This is a genomic window from Streptomyces sp. NPDC046859 (genome assembly GCF_040645135.1).
Classification (GTDB): Bacteria; Actinomycetota; Actinomycetes; order Streptomycetales; family Streptomycetaceae; genus Streptomyces.
This window is the reverse complement of record NZ_JBEYXR010000004.1, coordinates 72,471-87,352: the sequence shown is the minus strand read 5'-3', so window position 1 is coordinate 87,352 and position 14,882 is coordinate 72,471. Positions and strand designations below refer to the sequence as shown.

Sequence of the window (14,882 nt, the reverse complement as noted above, 5' to 3'; positions counted from 1 at the left end):
CCGCACCCGCCGCCTAGGCTGCCGAGCGGTCCGAGAACGTTCACCCCACCCCCGGAGGCCCCGTGCCGGTCAGCGGCCGCAGTCACATCCGTATCGCCCGCCCCTCCCGTGATCTCGCGGCGGCCGAACGCTTCTGGGCCGACGGGCTCGGGCTGACGGTCGTGTGGCGGGCGGCCGGTGGGCCGGAACCCGGCGAACACGACCTGCTGATGCTCGGCCGGCCCGACGCCGACTGGCACCTCGAACTGGTCCACGAGCCCGCCCGCCCGGTCGAACCCCGGCCCACCGAGGAGGACCTCCTCGTCCTCTACGTCGACGGCCCCGTGCCGGACGACCTGCTCGCCCGGCTGGAGGAGTGCGGGGGGCAGGCGGGTCGTCTCCCCGAACCCGTACTGGAACGAGTGGGGCGTCACGGTCGAGGACCCCGACGGCTACCGGCTGGTGCTGTGCACGCGGGCCTGGTCCAACGCCTGACGGCCTACTGACGGGAGACGGTCCGCGTCACGCCCGCGATGACCGTCGTGGCCAGGATCCAGCCGGCCAGGACCAGGACGTAGGCCAGGGCCTGCTGCGGGCCCCGCGGCGCGAAGGCCGCCTCCTGGCCGAAGGAGATCACCGGCAGCAGCAGGTCCAGCGTGTAGAAGAACGCGTCGAACGGCGGCGCCTCGTCCGCCTTGAGCGGGGGCGGCGCGTCCAGCGCGAAGGCGACCGAGCCGACCGCGAGCAGGGACAGCAGCCAGCCCAGCGCCCGCATCGGCCGGAACCCGTAGCCGACGGTCACGTCCTGCACGCGGCCCCACAGCCGGCCGTACCAGGGCAGGGTCGTGCGGTGGTGGCGCTGCTTGGCGAGCTGGACGAGCCGGGCGGCGTGGTCGTCGCCGGTGCGGCGGTACGCGGCCGTCAACTGCTCGTAGCCGTGCGGGTCGAAGGTGTCCTCGTCCCGTTCCAGCATGGGCAGCCGCCGCTCCGGCGGCTCGTGCGGGGTCAGGGAGGTGTAGGTGAGGTCGAGGAGCCGGACCTGCTCGGGCAGCATCTCCGGCGTCAGGTTCAGATGGTCGATCTGGGAGCGGCGCAGATTCAGCCGGCCCCGTATCCGCTCGCCGTCGCGCAGCCACACCTCGCCGATGACACAGCTGCTCGCGCGCAGAGCGGTGCCCTCGGGGTGGGACAGACGGCTGTACAGCAGGTCGAGCCGGCCGGGTATGCGGGCGCCGCGCAGGTCGATACGGCCGTGCGCGCTCAGCCGTCTGCCGAGCACGTTGGCGCCCACCTCCAGCGCCTCGGCGCTGAGCACGAAGTCACCGGTGCAGCGCAGCCGGGCCTCCTCCAGCCGGAGCGAACCGCTGATCGTGGCCCCGTTGAGCCGGATCTCACCCCGGGTGCGCAGCCGGCTCGCGCACAGGTCCTCGCCGACGGTGACCTGGTGGAGCTGGAGGACCGGGTCCGGCCCGCCCCCGTCCGCCGTGATCTCGGCGTCCTCCAGATGGAGCGCGCCCGCGATCTGCGCCCCGCCGAGCCGTACGGGTCCGCGGAACCGGCAGCCCGTCAGCCGCAGCCCGCCGTCGACCCGGACGCGTGCGCCGGTCAGCCCGGGCAGGTGCGAGCCGGACAGGTTCAGGTACTTCAGCTGGGTGCCGGAGACGTCGAGGACCTCGTCGAAGGAGCAGTCGCTCAGCCGGATCACCCGGTCGACGGTGGCGTACCGCAGATCCGTCACGCCGGTGATCCGGGCGCCCGCCACCTTCAGGGCCGCCACCTCGCCGCGCTCCTCGGGCCCGTCGAGCAGCAGGGCCCTGAGCACCTCGGCGCGTACGGTCCGCTGCGGCCCCCAGCCGGCGCCGTCGGCCGCGCTCTCGTCCGGCGCCTGCCGGAAGTCCACCGACCGCCCCTTGGGGAAGGCCTCCCACACGGTGCGCTCGGCCGGTGTCAGCTCGTCGATCTCCATCAGCGGGGACTCTGACGCGGGCCGCCACCGCTGTCAACCCGCCGTCCCACCGGGGGCGTTCCGCGCACAAGGCGCAGGCCGGGACGGCTGGTGCGCCGTCCCGGCCCGTGGGGTTAGTGCCGGACGCTACTTCGACTCGACGGCGTGCCCGCCGAACTGGTTGCGCAGGGCGGCGATCATCTTCATCTGCGGGGAGTCGTCCTGCCGGGACGCGAACCGCGCGAACAGGGAGGAGGTGATCGCGGGCAGCGGCACGGCGTTCTCGATGGCCGCCTCCACGGTCCAGCGGCCCTCACCGGAGTCCTGCGCGAAGCCCTTCAGCTTCTCCAGGTGCTCGTCCTCGTCCAGCGCGGCCACCGCGAGTTCCAGCAGCCAGGAGCGGATGACGGTGCCGTCCTGCCAGGAGCGGTAGACGTCGCGGACGTTGTCCACCGAACTCACCTTCTCCAGCAGCTCCCAGCCCTCGGCGTACGCCTGCATCATGGCGTACTCGATGCCGTTGTGGACCATCTTCGAGAAGTGCCCGGCGCCCACCTTGCCCGCGTGGACGAAGCCGTACGGACCCTCCGGCTTGAGCGCCTCGAAGATCGGCCGGAGCCGGTCGACGTGCTCCTTCTCACCGCCCACCATCAGGGCGTAGCCGTTCTGCAGGCCCCACACGCCGCCGGACACACCGGCGTCGACGAACCCGATGCCGTGCGCACCGAGCTCCTTGGCGTGCTTCTCGTCGTCCGTCCACCGGGAGTTCCCGCCGTCGACGACGATGTCGTAGGGCTTCAGCAGGCCCCCCAGCTGGTCGATCACCGTCTGCGTCGCGTGCCCGGCCGGCACCATCACCCACACCGTGCGCGGCGCGTCCAGCCGGTCGACCAGGTCGGCCAGGCTGGGCACGTCGGACAGGTCGGGGTCGGTGTCGTAGCCGACGACGGTGTGGCCGGCGTTGCGCAGGCGCTCGCGCATGTTGCCGCCCATCTTGCCGAGACCAACAAGGCCGATCTGCATGTCAGTTCACTTCCTCCTGGACGCCCAGCGCGTCCGACGCGGTCTTGAGTGAGCGGTACGCGGCCACGAGGGCGGCGGTGGACGGGTCGAGGCCGGGGACCTCGGCACCCTCCGTGAGGGCGGGCTCGACCCGCTTGGCGAGGACCTTGCCGAGCTCCACGCCCCACTGGTCGAAGGAGTCGATGTTCCACACCGCGCCCTGCACGAACACCTTGTGCTCGTAGAGGGCGACGAGCTGACCGAGGACCGACGGGGTCAGCTCGGGGGCGAGGATCGTGGTGGTGGGGTGGTTGCCCTGGAAGGTGCGGTGCGGGACCTGCTCCTCGGGCACCCCCTCCGCGCGGACCTCGTCCGCGGTCTTGCCGAACGCGAGCGCCTGCCCCTGAGCGAACAGATTGGCCATCAGCAGGTCGTGCTGCGCCTTCAGTTCGTCGCTGAGCTCGGCGACCGGACGGGCGAAGCCGATCAGGTCGGCCGGGATCAGCCGGGTGCCCTGGTGGATCAGCTGGTAGTAGGCGTGCTGCCCGTTCGTGCCGGGCGTGCCCCACACCACCGGGCCGGTCTCCCAGCCCACGGCGTGCCCGTCCCGGTCGACGGACTTGCCGTTGGACTCCATGTCCAGCTGCTGCAGGTACGCCGTGAACTTCGACAGGTAGTGCGAGTACGGCAGCACCGCGTGGGACTCGGCGTGGAAGAAGTTGCCGTACCAGACGCCCAGCAGGCCCAGCGTGAGCGGCGCGTTGGACTCGGCGGGGGCGGTGCGGAAGTGCTCGTCGACGGTGTGGAAGCCGTCGAGCATCTCCCGGAAGCGCTCCGGGCCGATCGCGATCATCAGGGACAGCCCGATCGCGGAGTCGTACGAGTAGCGCCCGCCGACCCAGTCCCAGAACTCGAACATGTTGTCCGGGTCGATCCCGAAGCCGGTGACCTTCTCGGCGTTCGTCGACAGCGCCACGAAGTGCTTCGCGACGGCTTTCTCCCCTCCGCTCCCGGCTTCGCCCAAGGGGGAGATGTCCCCCTCCCCGAGCCCGGCGAGGAGCCAGGAGCGGGCCGAGGTGGCGTTGGTGATCGTCTCGATCGTGGTGAACGTCTTCGACGCGACGATGAACAGCGTCTCGGCGGGGTCCAGGTCCCGGACCGCCTCGTGCAGGTCGGAGCCGTCCACGTTGGACACGAACCGGAACGTCATGTCCCGGTCGGTGAACGGGCGCAGGGCCTCGTACGCCATGGCGGGCCCCAGGTCGGAGCCGCCGATGCCGATGTTGACGACGTTCCTGATCCGCCTGCCGGTGTGGCCGGTCCACTCGCCGGAGCGGACGCGGTCCGCGAACGCGGCCATCTTGTCGAGCACGGCGTGCACCTTCGGCACGACGTTCTCGCCGTCGACCTCGATCACCGCGTCCCGCGGCGCCCGCAGCGCGGTGTGCAGCACCGCCCGGTCCTCGGTGACGTTGATCCGCTCGCCGCGGAACATGGCGTCCCGCAGCCCGGCCACGTCGGTGGCGGCGGCCAGCTCGCGCAGCAGGGCGAGCGTCTCGTCGTTCACCAGCTGCTTGGAGTAGTCGATGCGCAGATCGCCCACGCGCAGCACGTACCGCTCGGCGCGCGCGGGGTCCGCGGCGAACAGCTCCCGCAGGCTCGGCTGCCGGAAGGCGTCCGCGCGGTGGTCCTCCAGGGCCACCCACTCGGGGCGCCGGGTGAGCCGGGGGGTCTCAGACATGGGAGGGGGTCTCCTTGCCGGCCTCGCCCCGCAGGGCGATGGCGTACATCTCGTCGGCGTCGAGGCGCCGCAGCTCCTCGGCGATGAGTTCGGAGGTGGTGCGGACCTTCAGCGCCAGGGTCCGCGACGGCTGGTCCGGCAGGTGCAGGGTGGCCAGCGGGCCCTCGGGGCGGTCGATGGCGATGTCGCCGTTCTCGGTGCCCAGGCGGACGCCCGTGACGACCGGCCCGGCGGTGACGACCCGCTCGGCGGTCACGTCCAGACGGGCCTCCAGCCAGCGGGCCAGCAGCTCCGCGGCCGGGTTGTCGGCCTCGGCCTCCACGACCGCGGACACGATCGGCATCCGCGCCTGGTCCAGGGCGGCCGCGAGCATGGAGCGCCACGGCGTGAGCCGGGTCCAGGCCAGGTCGGTATCACCGGGCGCGTAGGAGCGGGCGCGGGCCTGCAGGTCGGACAGCGGGCTCTCGGAGGTGTACAGGTCGGTGATGCGGCGCTGGGCCAGCGCGCCCAGCGGGTCCTTCGCCGGGTTCCCCGGCGCCTCCACCGGCCACCACACCACGACCGGGGCGTCCGGCAGCAGCAGCGGCAGCACCACCGAGTCGGCGTGCTCGGACACCTCGCCGTACAGGCGCAGGACGACGGTCTCGCCGGTGCCGGCGTCGGCGCCCACCCGGACCTCGGCGTCGAGGTGGGAGCGGGTGCGGTCGCGCGGGGTGCGGGCGTGCCGCTTGATGACGACCAGGGTGCGCGAGGGGTGCTCGTGCGAGGCCTCCTCGGCCGCCTTGATGGAGTCGTAGGCGTTCTCCTCGTCCGTGACGATGACCATCGTCAGGACCATGCCCACGGCCGGGGTGCCGATCGCCCGGCGGCCCTGGACCAGCGCCTTGTTGATCTTGCTTGACGTGGTGTCGGTCAGGTCGATCTTCATGGCCTGCGCCAGCTCCGTCCGTCTCGTGCGAGCATCTCGTCCGCCTCCTCGGGTCCCCAGCTCCCGGCCGCGTACCGCGCCGGCCTGCCGTGCGTCTCCCAGTGCTCCTCGATCGGATCGAGGATCTTCCAGGACTCTTCCACTTCCTGGTGACGGGGGAACAGGTTGGCGTCACCGAGGAGGACGTCCAGGATCAGCCGCTCGTACGCCTCGGGCGAGGACTCGGTGAAGGACTCGCCGTACGCGAAGTCCATCGTCACGTCCCGGATCTCCATCGACGTGCCCGGCACCTTGGAGCCGAAGCGGACCGTCATGCCCTCGTCCGGCTGGACGCGGATGACGATGGCGTTCTGGCCCAGTTCCTCGGTGGCCGTGGAGTCGAAGGGGGAGTGCGGCGCCCGCTGGAAGACGACGGCGATCTCCGTGACGCGCCGCGCCAGCCGCTTGCCGGTGCGCAGGTAGAACGGCACCCCCGCCCAGCGCCGGTTGTCGACGTTCAGCCGGATGGCCGCGTAGGTGTCGGTCTTGGAGGCCGGGTCGATGCCGTCCTCCTCGAGGTAGCCGCGCACCTTCACACCGCCCTGCCAGCCCGCCGCGTACTGGCCGCGCACGGTGTGCAGGCCCAGGTCCTCGGGCAGCTTGACCGCCTTGAGGATCTTCAGCTTCTCGGCGAGCAGCGACGGGGCGTCGAACGCGGCCGGCTCCTCCATCGCGGTGAGCGCCATCAGCTGCAGCAGGTGGTTCTGGATGACGTCCCGGGCCGACCCGATGCCGTCGTAGTAGCCCGCGCGGCCGCCGATGCCGATGTCCTCGGCCATGGTGATCTGCACGTGGTCGACGTACGAGCGGTTCCAGATCGGTTCGAACATCTGGTTGGCGAAGCGGAGCGCCAGGATGTTCTGGACGGTCTCCTTGCCCAGGTAGTGGTCGATCCGGAAGACCTGCTCCGGGTCGAACACGTCGTGCACGAGCGCGTTCAGCTCCCGGGCGCTCGCCAGGTCGCGTCCGAACGGCTTCTCGATCACCGCGCGCCGCCACGACCCCTCCGGGGCGTCCGCCAGGCCGTGCCGCTTGAGCTGCTGCACGACCTTCGGGAAGAACTTCGGCGGCACGGACAGGTAGAAGGCGTAGTTCCCGCTGGTCCCGCGCGACGCGTCCAGTTCGTGGACGGTGTCCCGCAGCTGTTTGAAGGCCCCGTCGTCGTCGAAGTCACCCGGGATGAACCGCATGCCCTCGGCGAGCTGCTGCCAGACCTCCTCGCGGAACTCGGTCCGGGCGTGCTCGCGCACCGAGTCGTGCACGACCTGCGCGAAGTCCTGGTCCTCCCAGTCCCGCCGGGCGAACCCGACCAGGGAGAAGCCCGGCGGCAGCAGGCCGCGGTTGGCGAGGTCGTACACGGCCGGCATCAGCTTCTTGCGGGACAGGTCGCCGGTGACCCCGAAGATGACGAGCCCGGACGGGCCCGCGATCCGGGGGAGGCGGCGGTCGCGGGGGTCGCGAAGCGGGTTGTCCCAGTCGGAGGTCATTCTGCGTCAGCTCCCTTGCTGCCGAGCGACTTGTTCACGGCGTCCAACAGGTCCTGCCACGCCGCCTCGAACTTGGCGACGCCCTCGTCCTCCAAGCGGGTGACGACGTCGTCGTAGGAGACCCCGAGGGCCTCCACCGCGGCCAGATCGGCGCGGGCCCGCTCATAGCCGCCGGTCACCGTGTCCCCGGTGATCTCCCCGTGGTCGGCGGTGGCGTCGAGCGTGGCCTCGGGCATCGTGTTCACGGTGCCCGGCGCGACCAGCTGGTCCACGTACAGAGTGTCCTTGTAGGAGGGATCCTTAACGCCCGTGGACGCCCACAGTGGGCGCTGCCGGTTCGCCCCGGCGGCGTCGAGGGCCGTCCAGCGCTCCGAGGCGAACACCTGCTCGTACGCCTCGTAGGCGAGCCGGGCGTTGGCGAGCGCCGCCCGCCCCTTCAGCGCGAGGGCCTCGTCCGTACCGATCTCCGTGAGCCGCCGGTCGATGTCGGCGTCGACGCGGGAGACGAAGAACGACGCCACCGAGTGGACGGCGGACAGGTCCAGGCCCTTCGCGGCCGCCTTCTCCAGCCCGGCCAGGTAGGCGTCCACGACCTCGCGGTAGCGGGCCAGCGAGAAGATCAGCGTGACGTTGACGCTGATGCCCGCCGCGACGACCTCGGTGATGGCGGGGAGCCCCGCCGTCGTCGCCGGAATCTTGATCATCACGTTGGGGCGGTCGACCAGCCAGGCCAGCTGCCGGGCCTCGGCGACGGTGGCCGCCGTGTCGTGCGCGAACCGCGGGTCGACCTCGATGGAGACCCGGCCGTCCCGGCCGCCGGTGGCGTCGTACACGGGCCGCAGCACGTCCGCGGCGGCGCGCACGTCGGCGGTGGTCATCATCCGTACCGCCTCGTCGACCGTGACGCCGCGCACCGCGAGGTCGGCCAGCTGCTCCTCGTAGCCCTCGCCGGAGCCGATCGCGGCCTGGAAGATCGACGGGTTGGTGGTGACACCCACGACGTTCTTCTCCGCGACGAGCGCGGCGAGGTTGCCGGACTCGATCCGGCGGCGCGACAGGTCGTCCAGCCAGATCGAGACGCCCTCGTCGGACAGGCGCGCGAGGCTGCCGGCGGCGGTTGCTTCGGTGGTCACTGCGATCATCTTCTTTCTGCGTGCGGATCAACCGCGGGCGGCGGCGAGGGATTCCCGGGCGGCGGCGGCCACGCGCTCGGGGGTGAAGCCGTACTCGGCGAACAGGGTCCCGGCGTCGGCGGAGGCGCCGAAGTGCTCCAGGGAGACGATGCGGCCGGCGTCCCCGACGAACCGGTACCAGGTCAGGCCGATCCCGGCCTCGACGGCGACCCGGGCCTTCACGGCCGGCGGCAGCACGCTGTCGCGGTACTCGCGCGGCTGCTGCTCGAACCACTCGACCGACGGCATCGACACCACACGGGTGGCGACCCCCTCCGCCTCCAGCAGGTCCCGAGCGGCGACGGCGAGCTGCACCTCGGAGCCGGTGGCGACCAGGACCACCTCGGGTGTCCCGGTGGAGGCGTCCCGCAGGACGTAACCGCCCTTGGCGGCGTCCGGGTTCGGGGCGTGGACCGGCACGCCCTGGCGGGTCAGCGCGAGGCCGTGCGGTGCCGGGTCGGTGGAGTGGCGCCGCAGGATCTCCGCCCACACGAGGGCGGTCTCGTTGGCGTCGGCGGGCCGGACCACGTTCAGGCCCGGGATGGCGCGCAGCGCGGCCAGGTGCTCGACGGGCTGGTGGGTCGGGCCGTCCTCGCCGAGGCCGATCGAGTCGTGCGTCCAGACGTACGTCACCGGCAGCTGCATCAGCGCGGACATCCGCACGGCGTTGCGCATGTAGTCGGAGAAGACCAGGAACGTGCCGCCGTAGACACGGGTGTTGCCGTGCAGGGCGATGCCGTTCATCTCCGCGGCCATCGAGAACTCGCGGATGCCGAAGTGGACGGTGCGGCCGTAGGGGTCGGCCTCCGGCAGCGGGTTGCCCGCCGGCAGGAACGAACTGGTCTTGTCGATGGTGGTGTTGTTGGAGCCGGCGAGGTCCGCCGAGCCGCCCCACAGCTCGGGCAGGACCGGGCCGAGCGCCTGCAGCACCTTGCCGGACGCGGCCCGCGTGGCGACCGCCTTGCCCTCCTCGAACACCGGGAGCGCGTCCTCCCAGCCCTCGGGCAGCCGGCCCGCGACGACCCGGTCGAACAGGCGGGCGCGCTCCGGCGACGCGGTGCGCCACGCGCCGATCCGCTTGTCCCAGGCGGCGTGCGCCTCGGCGCCCCGGTCCAGGGCCCGGCGGGTGTGCGCGAGGACGTCGTCGGCGACCTCGAAGGTCTGCTCCGGGTCGAAGCCGAGGACGCGCTTGGTGGCGGCGACCTCCTCGGCGCCGAGCGCGGAGCCGTGGGCGGCCTCGGTGTTCCGGGCGTTCGGGGCGGGCCAGGCGATGATCGTGCGCATCGCGATGATCGAGGGGCGGCTCGTCTCGGCCCGCGCCGACGTCAGGGCCGCGTACAGGGCGGCCACGTCGATGTCGCCATTCGCGGCCGGTTCGATGCGCTGCACGTGCCAGCCGTACGCCTCGTAGCGCTTGAGCACGTCCTCGGAGAAGGCGGTCGCGGTGTCGCCTTCGATGGAGATGTGGTTGTCGTCGTACAGGAAGACCAGGTTGCCGAGCCGCTGGTGCCCGGCGAGCGACGACGCCTCGGCGGACACGCCCTCCTGGAGGTCGCCGTCGGAGACGATCGCCCAGATGGTGTGGTCGAACGGGGACTCGCCCTCGGGCGCCTCCGGGTCGAACAGGCCGCGCTCGTAGCGGGCGGCCATGGCCATCCCGACGGCGTTGGCGGCCCCCTGGCCGAGCGGCCCGGTCGTCGTCTCCACGCCCGCCGTGTGCCCGTACTCGGAGTGACCCGGCGTCTTCGACCCGTGCGTACGGAACGACTTGAGGTCGTCGAGGTCCAGCTCGTACCCGGCGAGGAACAGCTGGGTGTAGAGCGTCAGCGAGGTGTGCCCGGGGGAGAGGACGAAGCGGTCCCGGCCCGTCCACTCCGGGTCGGCCGGGTCATGGCGCATCACCTTCTGAAAGAGCGTGTAGGCGGCCGGGGCCAGGCTCATCGCCGTGCCCGGGTGCCCGTTGCCGACCTTCTGCACGGCGTCCGCGGCCAGCAGACGCGCAGTGTCGACGGCACGCCGGTCGAGTTCGGTCCATTCGAAGCTGTCCGGTGTCTGCGTGCTCATCTTCAAGAAGTCCTCGATCGCGGTGGAGTAGCTGGTCCAACGCGTTCAAAACTAAAAGTCTGACTTTTCGCTGGGAAGGTCGCCGTGTGTCACGCTGTGGTGAAAATGGGACACCGCGCGGGGCGCGGCGCACGGCTGAGCGGCCGCCCCGCACGACTGAGACGGCATGAGACGGACATGGTGGACACAACAGCCGAAGGCGGAACAGGCCCCGGAGGGACGGCCCCGAGCGGCAACGGCGACGAGATCCGCACGTTCCCCTTCCCGGTGGATCTGAGCGTCCTCGGCGTCGGCATGCGGGTCGGCACCATGGGCCCCGGCCGCAGCCGGCCCTCCGAAGCGCCCCCGGGCCGGGTGCACCGCATCGACTTCCACGTCGTGATGCTCTTCGACGAGGGCCCCGTCCGGCACATGGTCGACTTCACCGAGTACGAGGCCCTCGCGGGCGACCTGCTGTGGATCCGCCCCGGCCAGGTCCACCGGTTCGCGGCGGGCGCCGACTACCGCGGCACCGTCCTGACGATGCAGCCCGGCTTCCTGCCCCGCGCCACCGTCGAGGCCACCGGCCTGTACCGCTACGACCTGCCGCCCCTGCTGCGCCCCGACGGCGCCCAGCTCGCCGCCCTGCGCGCGGCCCTCGCCCAGCTGCGGCGCGAGTACGAGGACTCCACGACCCTGCCGCTCAGCCTGCACACCGCCGTCCTGCGCCACTCGCTGACCGCGCTCCTGCTGCGCCTGGCCCACCTCGCCGTGAGCTCGGCGGCCACGCCCCGGCAGGGCGACACCACGTTCACGCTCTTCCGGGACGCCGTGGAGCGCGGCTTCGCCACCAACCACAGCGTCAGCGCCTATGCCGACCAGCTCGGTTACTCCCGCCGCACCCTCGTGCGCGCGGTCCGCGCCGCGACCGGCCAGACCCCGAAGGGCTTCATCGACCGGCGCGTGGTCCTCGAGGCGAAACGGCTCCTGGCCCACACCGACATGCCGATCGGCCGGATCGGCGCGGCCGTCGGCTTCGCGGACGCGGCCAACTTCTCCAAGTACTTCCAGCAGCACACCGACACGACACCGGCGGCGTTCCGCGCCGAACTCCGGTGGACCGGCGGCTCCGTGGACCACCCTTCCCAGGGTCGTCCCGCCGGTCCGATCGGCGGGCCGGGTTGACGGGGGCGCCCCACGCGCCTACGAGTCCTGCATGAGCGACCCTCACGGAACCACACCGGAACCGGCCCCCGACCCCGCCGCCCACGCCACCGCCAGCCTCCTGGAACGCCTCGCCGAGAAGCTGGGCGGCCGGGCGTCGGTCACCGCCGTCTACGGCGAGCCCGTCACCGCCGACGGCGTCACCGTCGTCCCCGTCGCCCGGGTCGCCTTCGGCCTCGGCGGCGGGACGGGACGCACGGTGGAGGGCGCCAGGACGAACGACGGCGGAGGCGGCGGGGGAGGGGTGGAGGCCCGCCCCCTCGGCTACATCGAGATCCGGGACGGCGTCACCGCCTACAGACCCATCCGCGACACGTGGGGAAAGGCGGCCCCCCTGGCCGGCCTGCTGCTCGGTGCCGCCCTCCCCGGGGCGATCAGGGCACTGCGGCGGCGACGGCACTGAACGCACCGCAGCCCCGCGAGGCCGGACGGGACCTCGCGGGGCGGCGGCAACCCCTGGATCAGTGGCCGAACGTGAACCAGTTCACGTTCACGAAGTCGGCGGGCTGGCCGCTGGTGAAGGTGAGATAGACGTCGTGGGTGCCGGTCACCGCGCCGATGTTCGCGGGGACCGTCCGCCACGACTGCCAGCCGCCGGTGCCGCCCACCGCGAAACTGCCGACCGGCGCGTTGCCGCGGCTGTCCAGCCGCACCTCCACCAGACCGCTGACCCCGCTCGCCGCGCCGCTCGCCACCCGCGTGACGAACTGGCGGGCCGCCGTGGACCCGAAGTCGACGCCCTTGTACAGCGCCCAGTCCCCGTTGGCGAGGGCGCCGATGTTCTGTCCGCCGCCCGTGTCCGACGTCGACTCGGTGAAGACACCGCTCTGGCCGTCGAACGACTCGGCCTGGACGGCGCTGTAGGCGTCCCGGTTGCCCGTCGGCGGCGGTGTGGTGCCGCCCCCGCCGGACGACAGCACCTGGACGTAGTCGACGACCATGGAGTGCCCCGGCTGCGTCCCGCCGTCCGGGCCACCGCCGAAGGCGTCCGGGAAGCCGCCGCCCATGGCCACGTTGAGGATGATGAAGTACCCGTGGTTGGTCGCGTTGGCCCAGGTCGCCGCGTCGACCTGGTGGGCGCGCACGGTGTGGAAGGTGACGCCGTCCAGGGAGAAGCGGATCTCCTCCACGCTCGTGGAGCGGTCCCACTCCAGCCGGTAGGTGTGGAAGCCCGCCTGGCAGGTCGTACCGGAACAGGCGGTGTTGGAGCCGATCCCGTTGTTCTCGTTGCACGGGCCGCCGGGCGCGGTGCCGCAGTGCATGGTGGCGAACACCGTGTTCATGCCCTGGGTGTTCTCCATGATGTCCAGCTCGCCGACGCCGGGCCAGTTCCAGTAGTTGCCCCGGTAGGGCGCGCCCAGCATCCAGAACGCCGGCCAGTACCCCTTGGCGGCGGCCCCGGTCACGTTCGGCACCTGGATGCGGGCCTCCACGCGGAGCTTGCCGCCCGCAGGGGGCTGGAAGTCGGTGCGGTTGGTCTCGATCCGGCCCGACGTCCAGTTGCCGGCCCCGTCGCGGCGGGGCGTGATGCGCAGATTGCCGCTGCCGTCGAGGGAGACGTTGTCGGTGCTGCTCGTCATCGTCTCGATCTCGCCGGTGCCCCAGTTGGCGGGGCCGCCGGGGTAGCCCTTGCCGGTGTCGTAGCGCCAGTTGGAGGTGTTCACACCGGTGCCCGCGGGGCCGGTGAAGTCGTCGAGGAACACCTGGGTCCAGCCCGGCGGGGGCGTGGGCGCCGAGGCGCCGGCGGACGGGACGGCGACGCCGGCGGCGGCCGCCGCCAGACCGAGGGTGCCGAGCACGGCGACGAACGCGCGCCGGACGGAGCGGCGTCTTGGGGGCATGCCGGAGAGTTCGCTCATGGGGGCTGCCTCTCGGGGTACGGAGGGGGGAGGTGGGGGGTTGCACAGCGGGGACTGAGAGCGCTCTCAAACCGAGGTCAATGTGCTCCCCGCCGTGCCGGCCGTCAAGAGGTGAAGCGCATGAATCCCGTGCGCCACAAGGAAGTTCACCGGGTGAAGCGCCCGCCCCGCCGATACGCTGGGCGTGGACGAACAGGGCCGACGCAGGGGACACGCATGGAACTCGCCTTCACGGGCCCGGTCGTCGAGTGGCGCGGGCCGGCGCCGTACTACTTCGTCCGGGTGCCGGAGGAGGAGTCGGCCGACATCCGGGACGTGGCCGCGACGGCCACGTACGGCTGGGGCGTGGTCCCGGTCGAGGCCCGCATCGGCGAGATCGCCTTCGAGACCTCCCTCTTCCCCCGTGACAGCGGCTATCTGCTCCCGCTCAAGAAGGCCGTCCGCGCCCCGCGTGGCCTCGAGCCGGACGACCAGGTGACCGTGGCGATGACGATCCGCCTCTGAGTGCCGCGCCCTACGGGTGCCGCTCGGGCCGCCACCCCAGCCCCCGCGATATCCCCCGCGCCGCGAGCCGTACGGCGGGGGCCAGTACCGGGACCTGCGCGTCGGCGTAGGGTACGACGACCGACACGGCGGCGACGACCGTGCCCGCCGGATCACGGACCGGGGCGGCCACGGACAGCGCGTCCTCGGTGACCTGGCGGCTGCTCACCGCCACTCCCGTGCGGCGCACCTCGGCCAGCATGCGGCGCAACCGGGCCGCCTCCGTCACCGTGTACGGGGTGAACGACGCGAGCGCCCCGGCGCAGTACTCCTCCTGCTCCGCCACCCCGCAGTGCGCGAGCAGCGCGAGCCCGACTCCGGTGGCGTGCAGCGGCCAGCGCGCACCGACCCGGATGTGCACCCCGACCGCCGAACGCCCCGACAGCCACTCGATGTAGACGACCTCGGACATGTCCCGCACCGCCAACTGCACGTTCTCGTGCGTCGCTTCGTACAGGTCCTCCAGATACGGCAGCGCGATCTGCCGCAGCGCGGGCCCGCGCGGGGCGAGCGCCGCGAGCTCCCACAGACGCAGCCCGACGTGATAGAGCCCGCGCTCGTCGCGCTCCAGCGCTCCCCACTGCCGGAGCGCGCCCACCAGACGGTGCGCGGTACTCAGACTCAGCCCGGCCCGCCGCCCGATGTCCGTGAGGCTCAGCGCGGGATGCTCCTGATCGAAGGCGCCGAGCACGGCCAGGAGACGGCCGGGGGCCGAGCGGACGGTGTCGGGGCGCGGGCCTGCGGTCGGGCTGACGATGACGGGCTCCCTCCCGGGCCGGCCACGAGACCGCACCGCGCGCGGGCCGTGGATCGACTGCCGCCGGAACGATGCCCGTCGACGGACTGCCCCGAAACCCGATCCACGGACCCGCCCCGCCGGTAAGCTGACAGCGGGTGAAGACGGTTCCGGGCGGAGCGGC

Annotated in this window: 12 protein-coding genes and 1 pseudogene; 4 read left to right on the top strand and 9 right to left on the bottom strand. The window is 72.3% G+C overall.

Annotation, left to right across the window (positions count from 1 at the left end):
• The first annotated feature begins 62 nt into the window (after positions 1–62).
• Positions 63–474 (top strand): annotated as a pseudogene (locus ABZ899_RS06805) (VOC family protein).
• Between the two features lie 4 nt (positions 475–478).
• Here the strand turns inward: ABZ899_RS06805 and ABZ899_RS06800 are convergent.
• The 7 genes from ABZ899_RS06800 to tkt form a co-directional block, all read right to left on the bottom strand.
• The gene (locus ABZ899_RS06800; protein ID WP_361341760.1) at positions 479–1,945 is read right to left on the bottom strand and encodes a membrane-associated oxidoreductase; all 1,467 of its coding nucleotides are present in this window, start codon (positions 1,943–1,945) and stop codon (positions 479–481) included.
• A gap of 126 nt (positions 1,946–2,071) precedes the next feature.
• Positions 2,072–2,947 carry a phosphogluconate dehydrogenase (NAD(+)-dependent, decarboxylating) gene (gnd, locus tag ABZ899_RS06795; RefSeq protein ID WP_361341758.1) on the bottom strand — a complete coding sequence of 292 codons (876 nt, stop codon included), beginning with the start codon at positions 2,945–2,947 and terminating at the stop codon, positions 2,072–2,074.
• Position 2,948: 1 nt separating this feature from the next.
• Positions 2,949–4,667, bottom strand: a complete 1,719-nt coding sequence (pgi, locus tag ABZ899_RS06790; RefSeq protein WP_361341756.1) for a glucose-6-phosphate isomerase — start codon at positions 4,665–4,667, stop codon at positions 2,949–2,951.
• A complete protein-coding gene (opcA, locus tag ABZ899_RS06785) occupies positions 4,660–5,595 on the bottom strand; it encodes a glucose-6-phosphate dehydrogenase assembly protein OpcA (protein ID WP_361341754.1) in 936 nt (311 codons plus the stop codon). Before opcA ends, pgi begins: the two co-directional genes overlap by 8 nt.
• Positions 5,592–7,121, bottom strand: coding sequence for a glucose-6-phosphate dehydrogenase (gene zwf, locus ABZ899_RS06780; RefSeq protein ID WP_361341752.1), 1,530 nt, complete (start codon positions 7,119–7,121; stop codon positions 5,592–5,594). The genes opcA and zwf overlap by 4 nt, the downstream gene beginning before the upstream one ends.
• Complete coding sequence (gene tal, locus ABZ899_RS06775) at positions 7,118–8,263, bottom strand: transaldolase (protein WP_361341750.1); 1,146 nt, start codon at positions 8,261–8,263, stop codon at positions 7,118–7,120. The genes zwf and tal overlap by 4 nt, the downstream gene beginning before the upstream one ends.
• An 18-nt stretch (positions 8,264–8,281) precedes the next feature.
• Entirely contained in the window at positions 8,282–10,357 is a 2,076-nt protein-coding gene (gene tkt / locus ABZ899_RS06770) for a transketolase (RefSeq protein WP_361341748.1), read from the bottom strand.
• A 177-nt stretch (positions 10,358–10,534) separates the two neighbouring features.
• Between tkt and ABZ899_RS06765 the strand changes: the two genes are divergently transcribed.
• Together ABZ899_RS06765 and ABZ899_RS06760 are read left to right on the top strand one after the other, a co-directional pair.
• The gene (locus tag ABZ899_RS06765; RefSeq protein WP_361341746.1) at positions 10,535–11,521 is read left to right on the top strand and encodes an AraC family transcriptional regulator; all 987 of its coding nucleotides are present in this window, start codon (positions 10,535–10,537) and stop codon (positions 11,519–11,521) included.
• Positions 11,522–11,552: 31 nt separating this feature from the next.
• Positions 11,553–11,963, top strand: a complete 411-nt coding sequence (locus ABZ899_RS06760; RefSeq protein ID WP_361341744.1) for a spore germination protein GerW family protein — start codon at positions 11,553–11,555, stop codon at positions 11,961–11,963.
• A 58-nt stretch (positions 11,964–12,021) separates the two neighbouring features.
• Here ABZ899_RS06760 and ABZ899_RS06755 read toward each other — a convergent pair whose 3' ends face one another.
• Positions 12,022–13,419, bottom strand: a complete 1,398-nt coding sequence (locus ABZ899_RS06755; RefSeq protein WP_361341741.1) for a glycoside hydrolase family 16 protein — start codon at positions 13,417–13,419, stop codon at positions 12,022–12,024.
• 216 nt (positions 13,420–13,635) lie between these two features.
• Between ABZ899_RS06755 and ABZ899_RS06750 the strand changes: the two genes are divergently transcribed.
• Positions 13,636–13,923 (top strand): DUF1905 domain-containing protein, encoded by a 288-nt coding sequence (locus tag ABZ899_RS06750; RefSeq protein WP_361341738.1) that lies wholly within the window; start codon positions 13,636–13,638, stop codon positions 13,921–13,923.
• A gap of 10 nt (positions 13,924–13,933) precedes the next feature.
• Here the strand turns inward: ABZ899_RS06750 and ABZ899_RS06745 are convergent, their stop codons facing one another.
• Entirely contained in the window at positions 13,934–14,719 is a 786-nt protein-coding gene (locus ABZ899_RS06745) for an IclR family transcriptional regulator (protein WP_361342494.1), read from the bottom strand.
• Positions 14,720–14,882 lie beyond the last annotated feature (163 nt).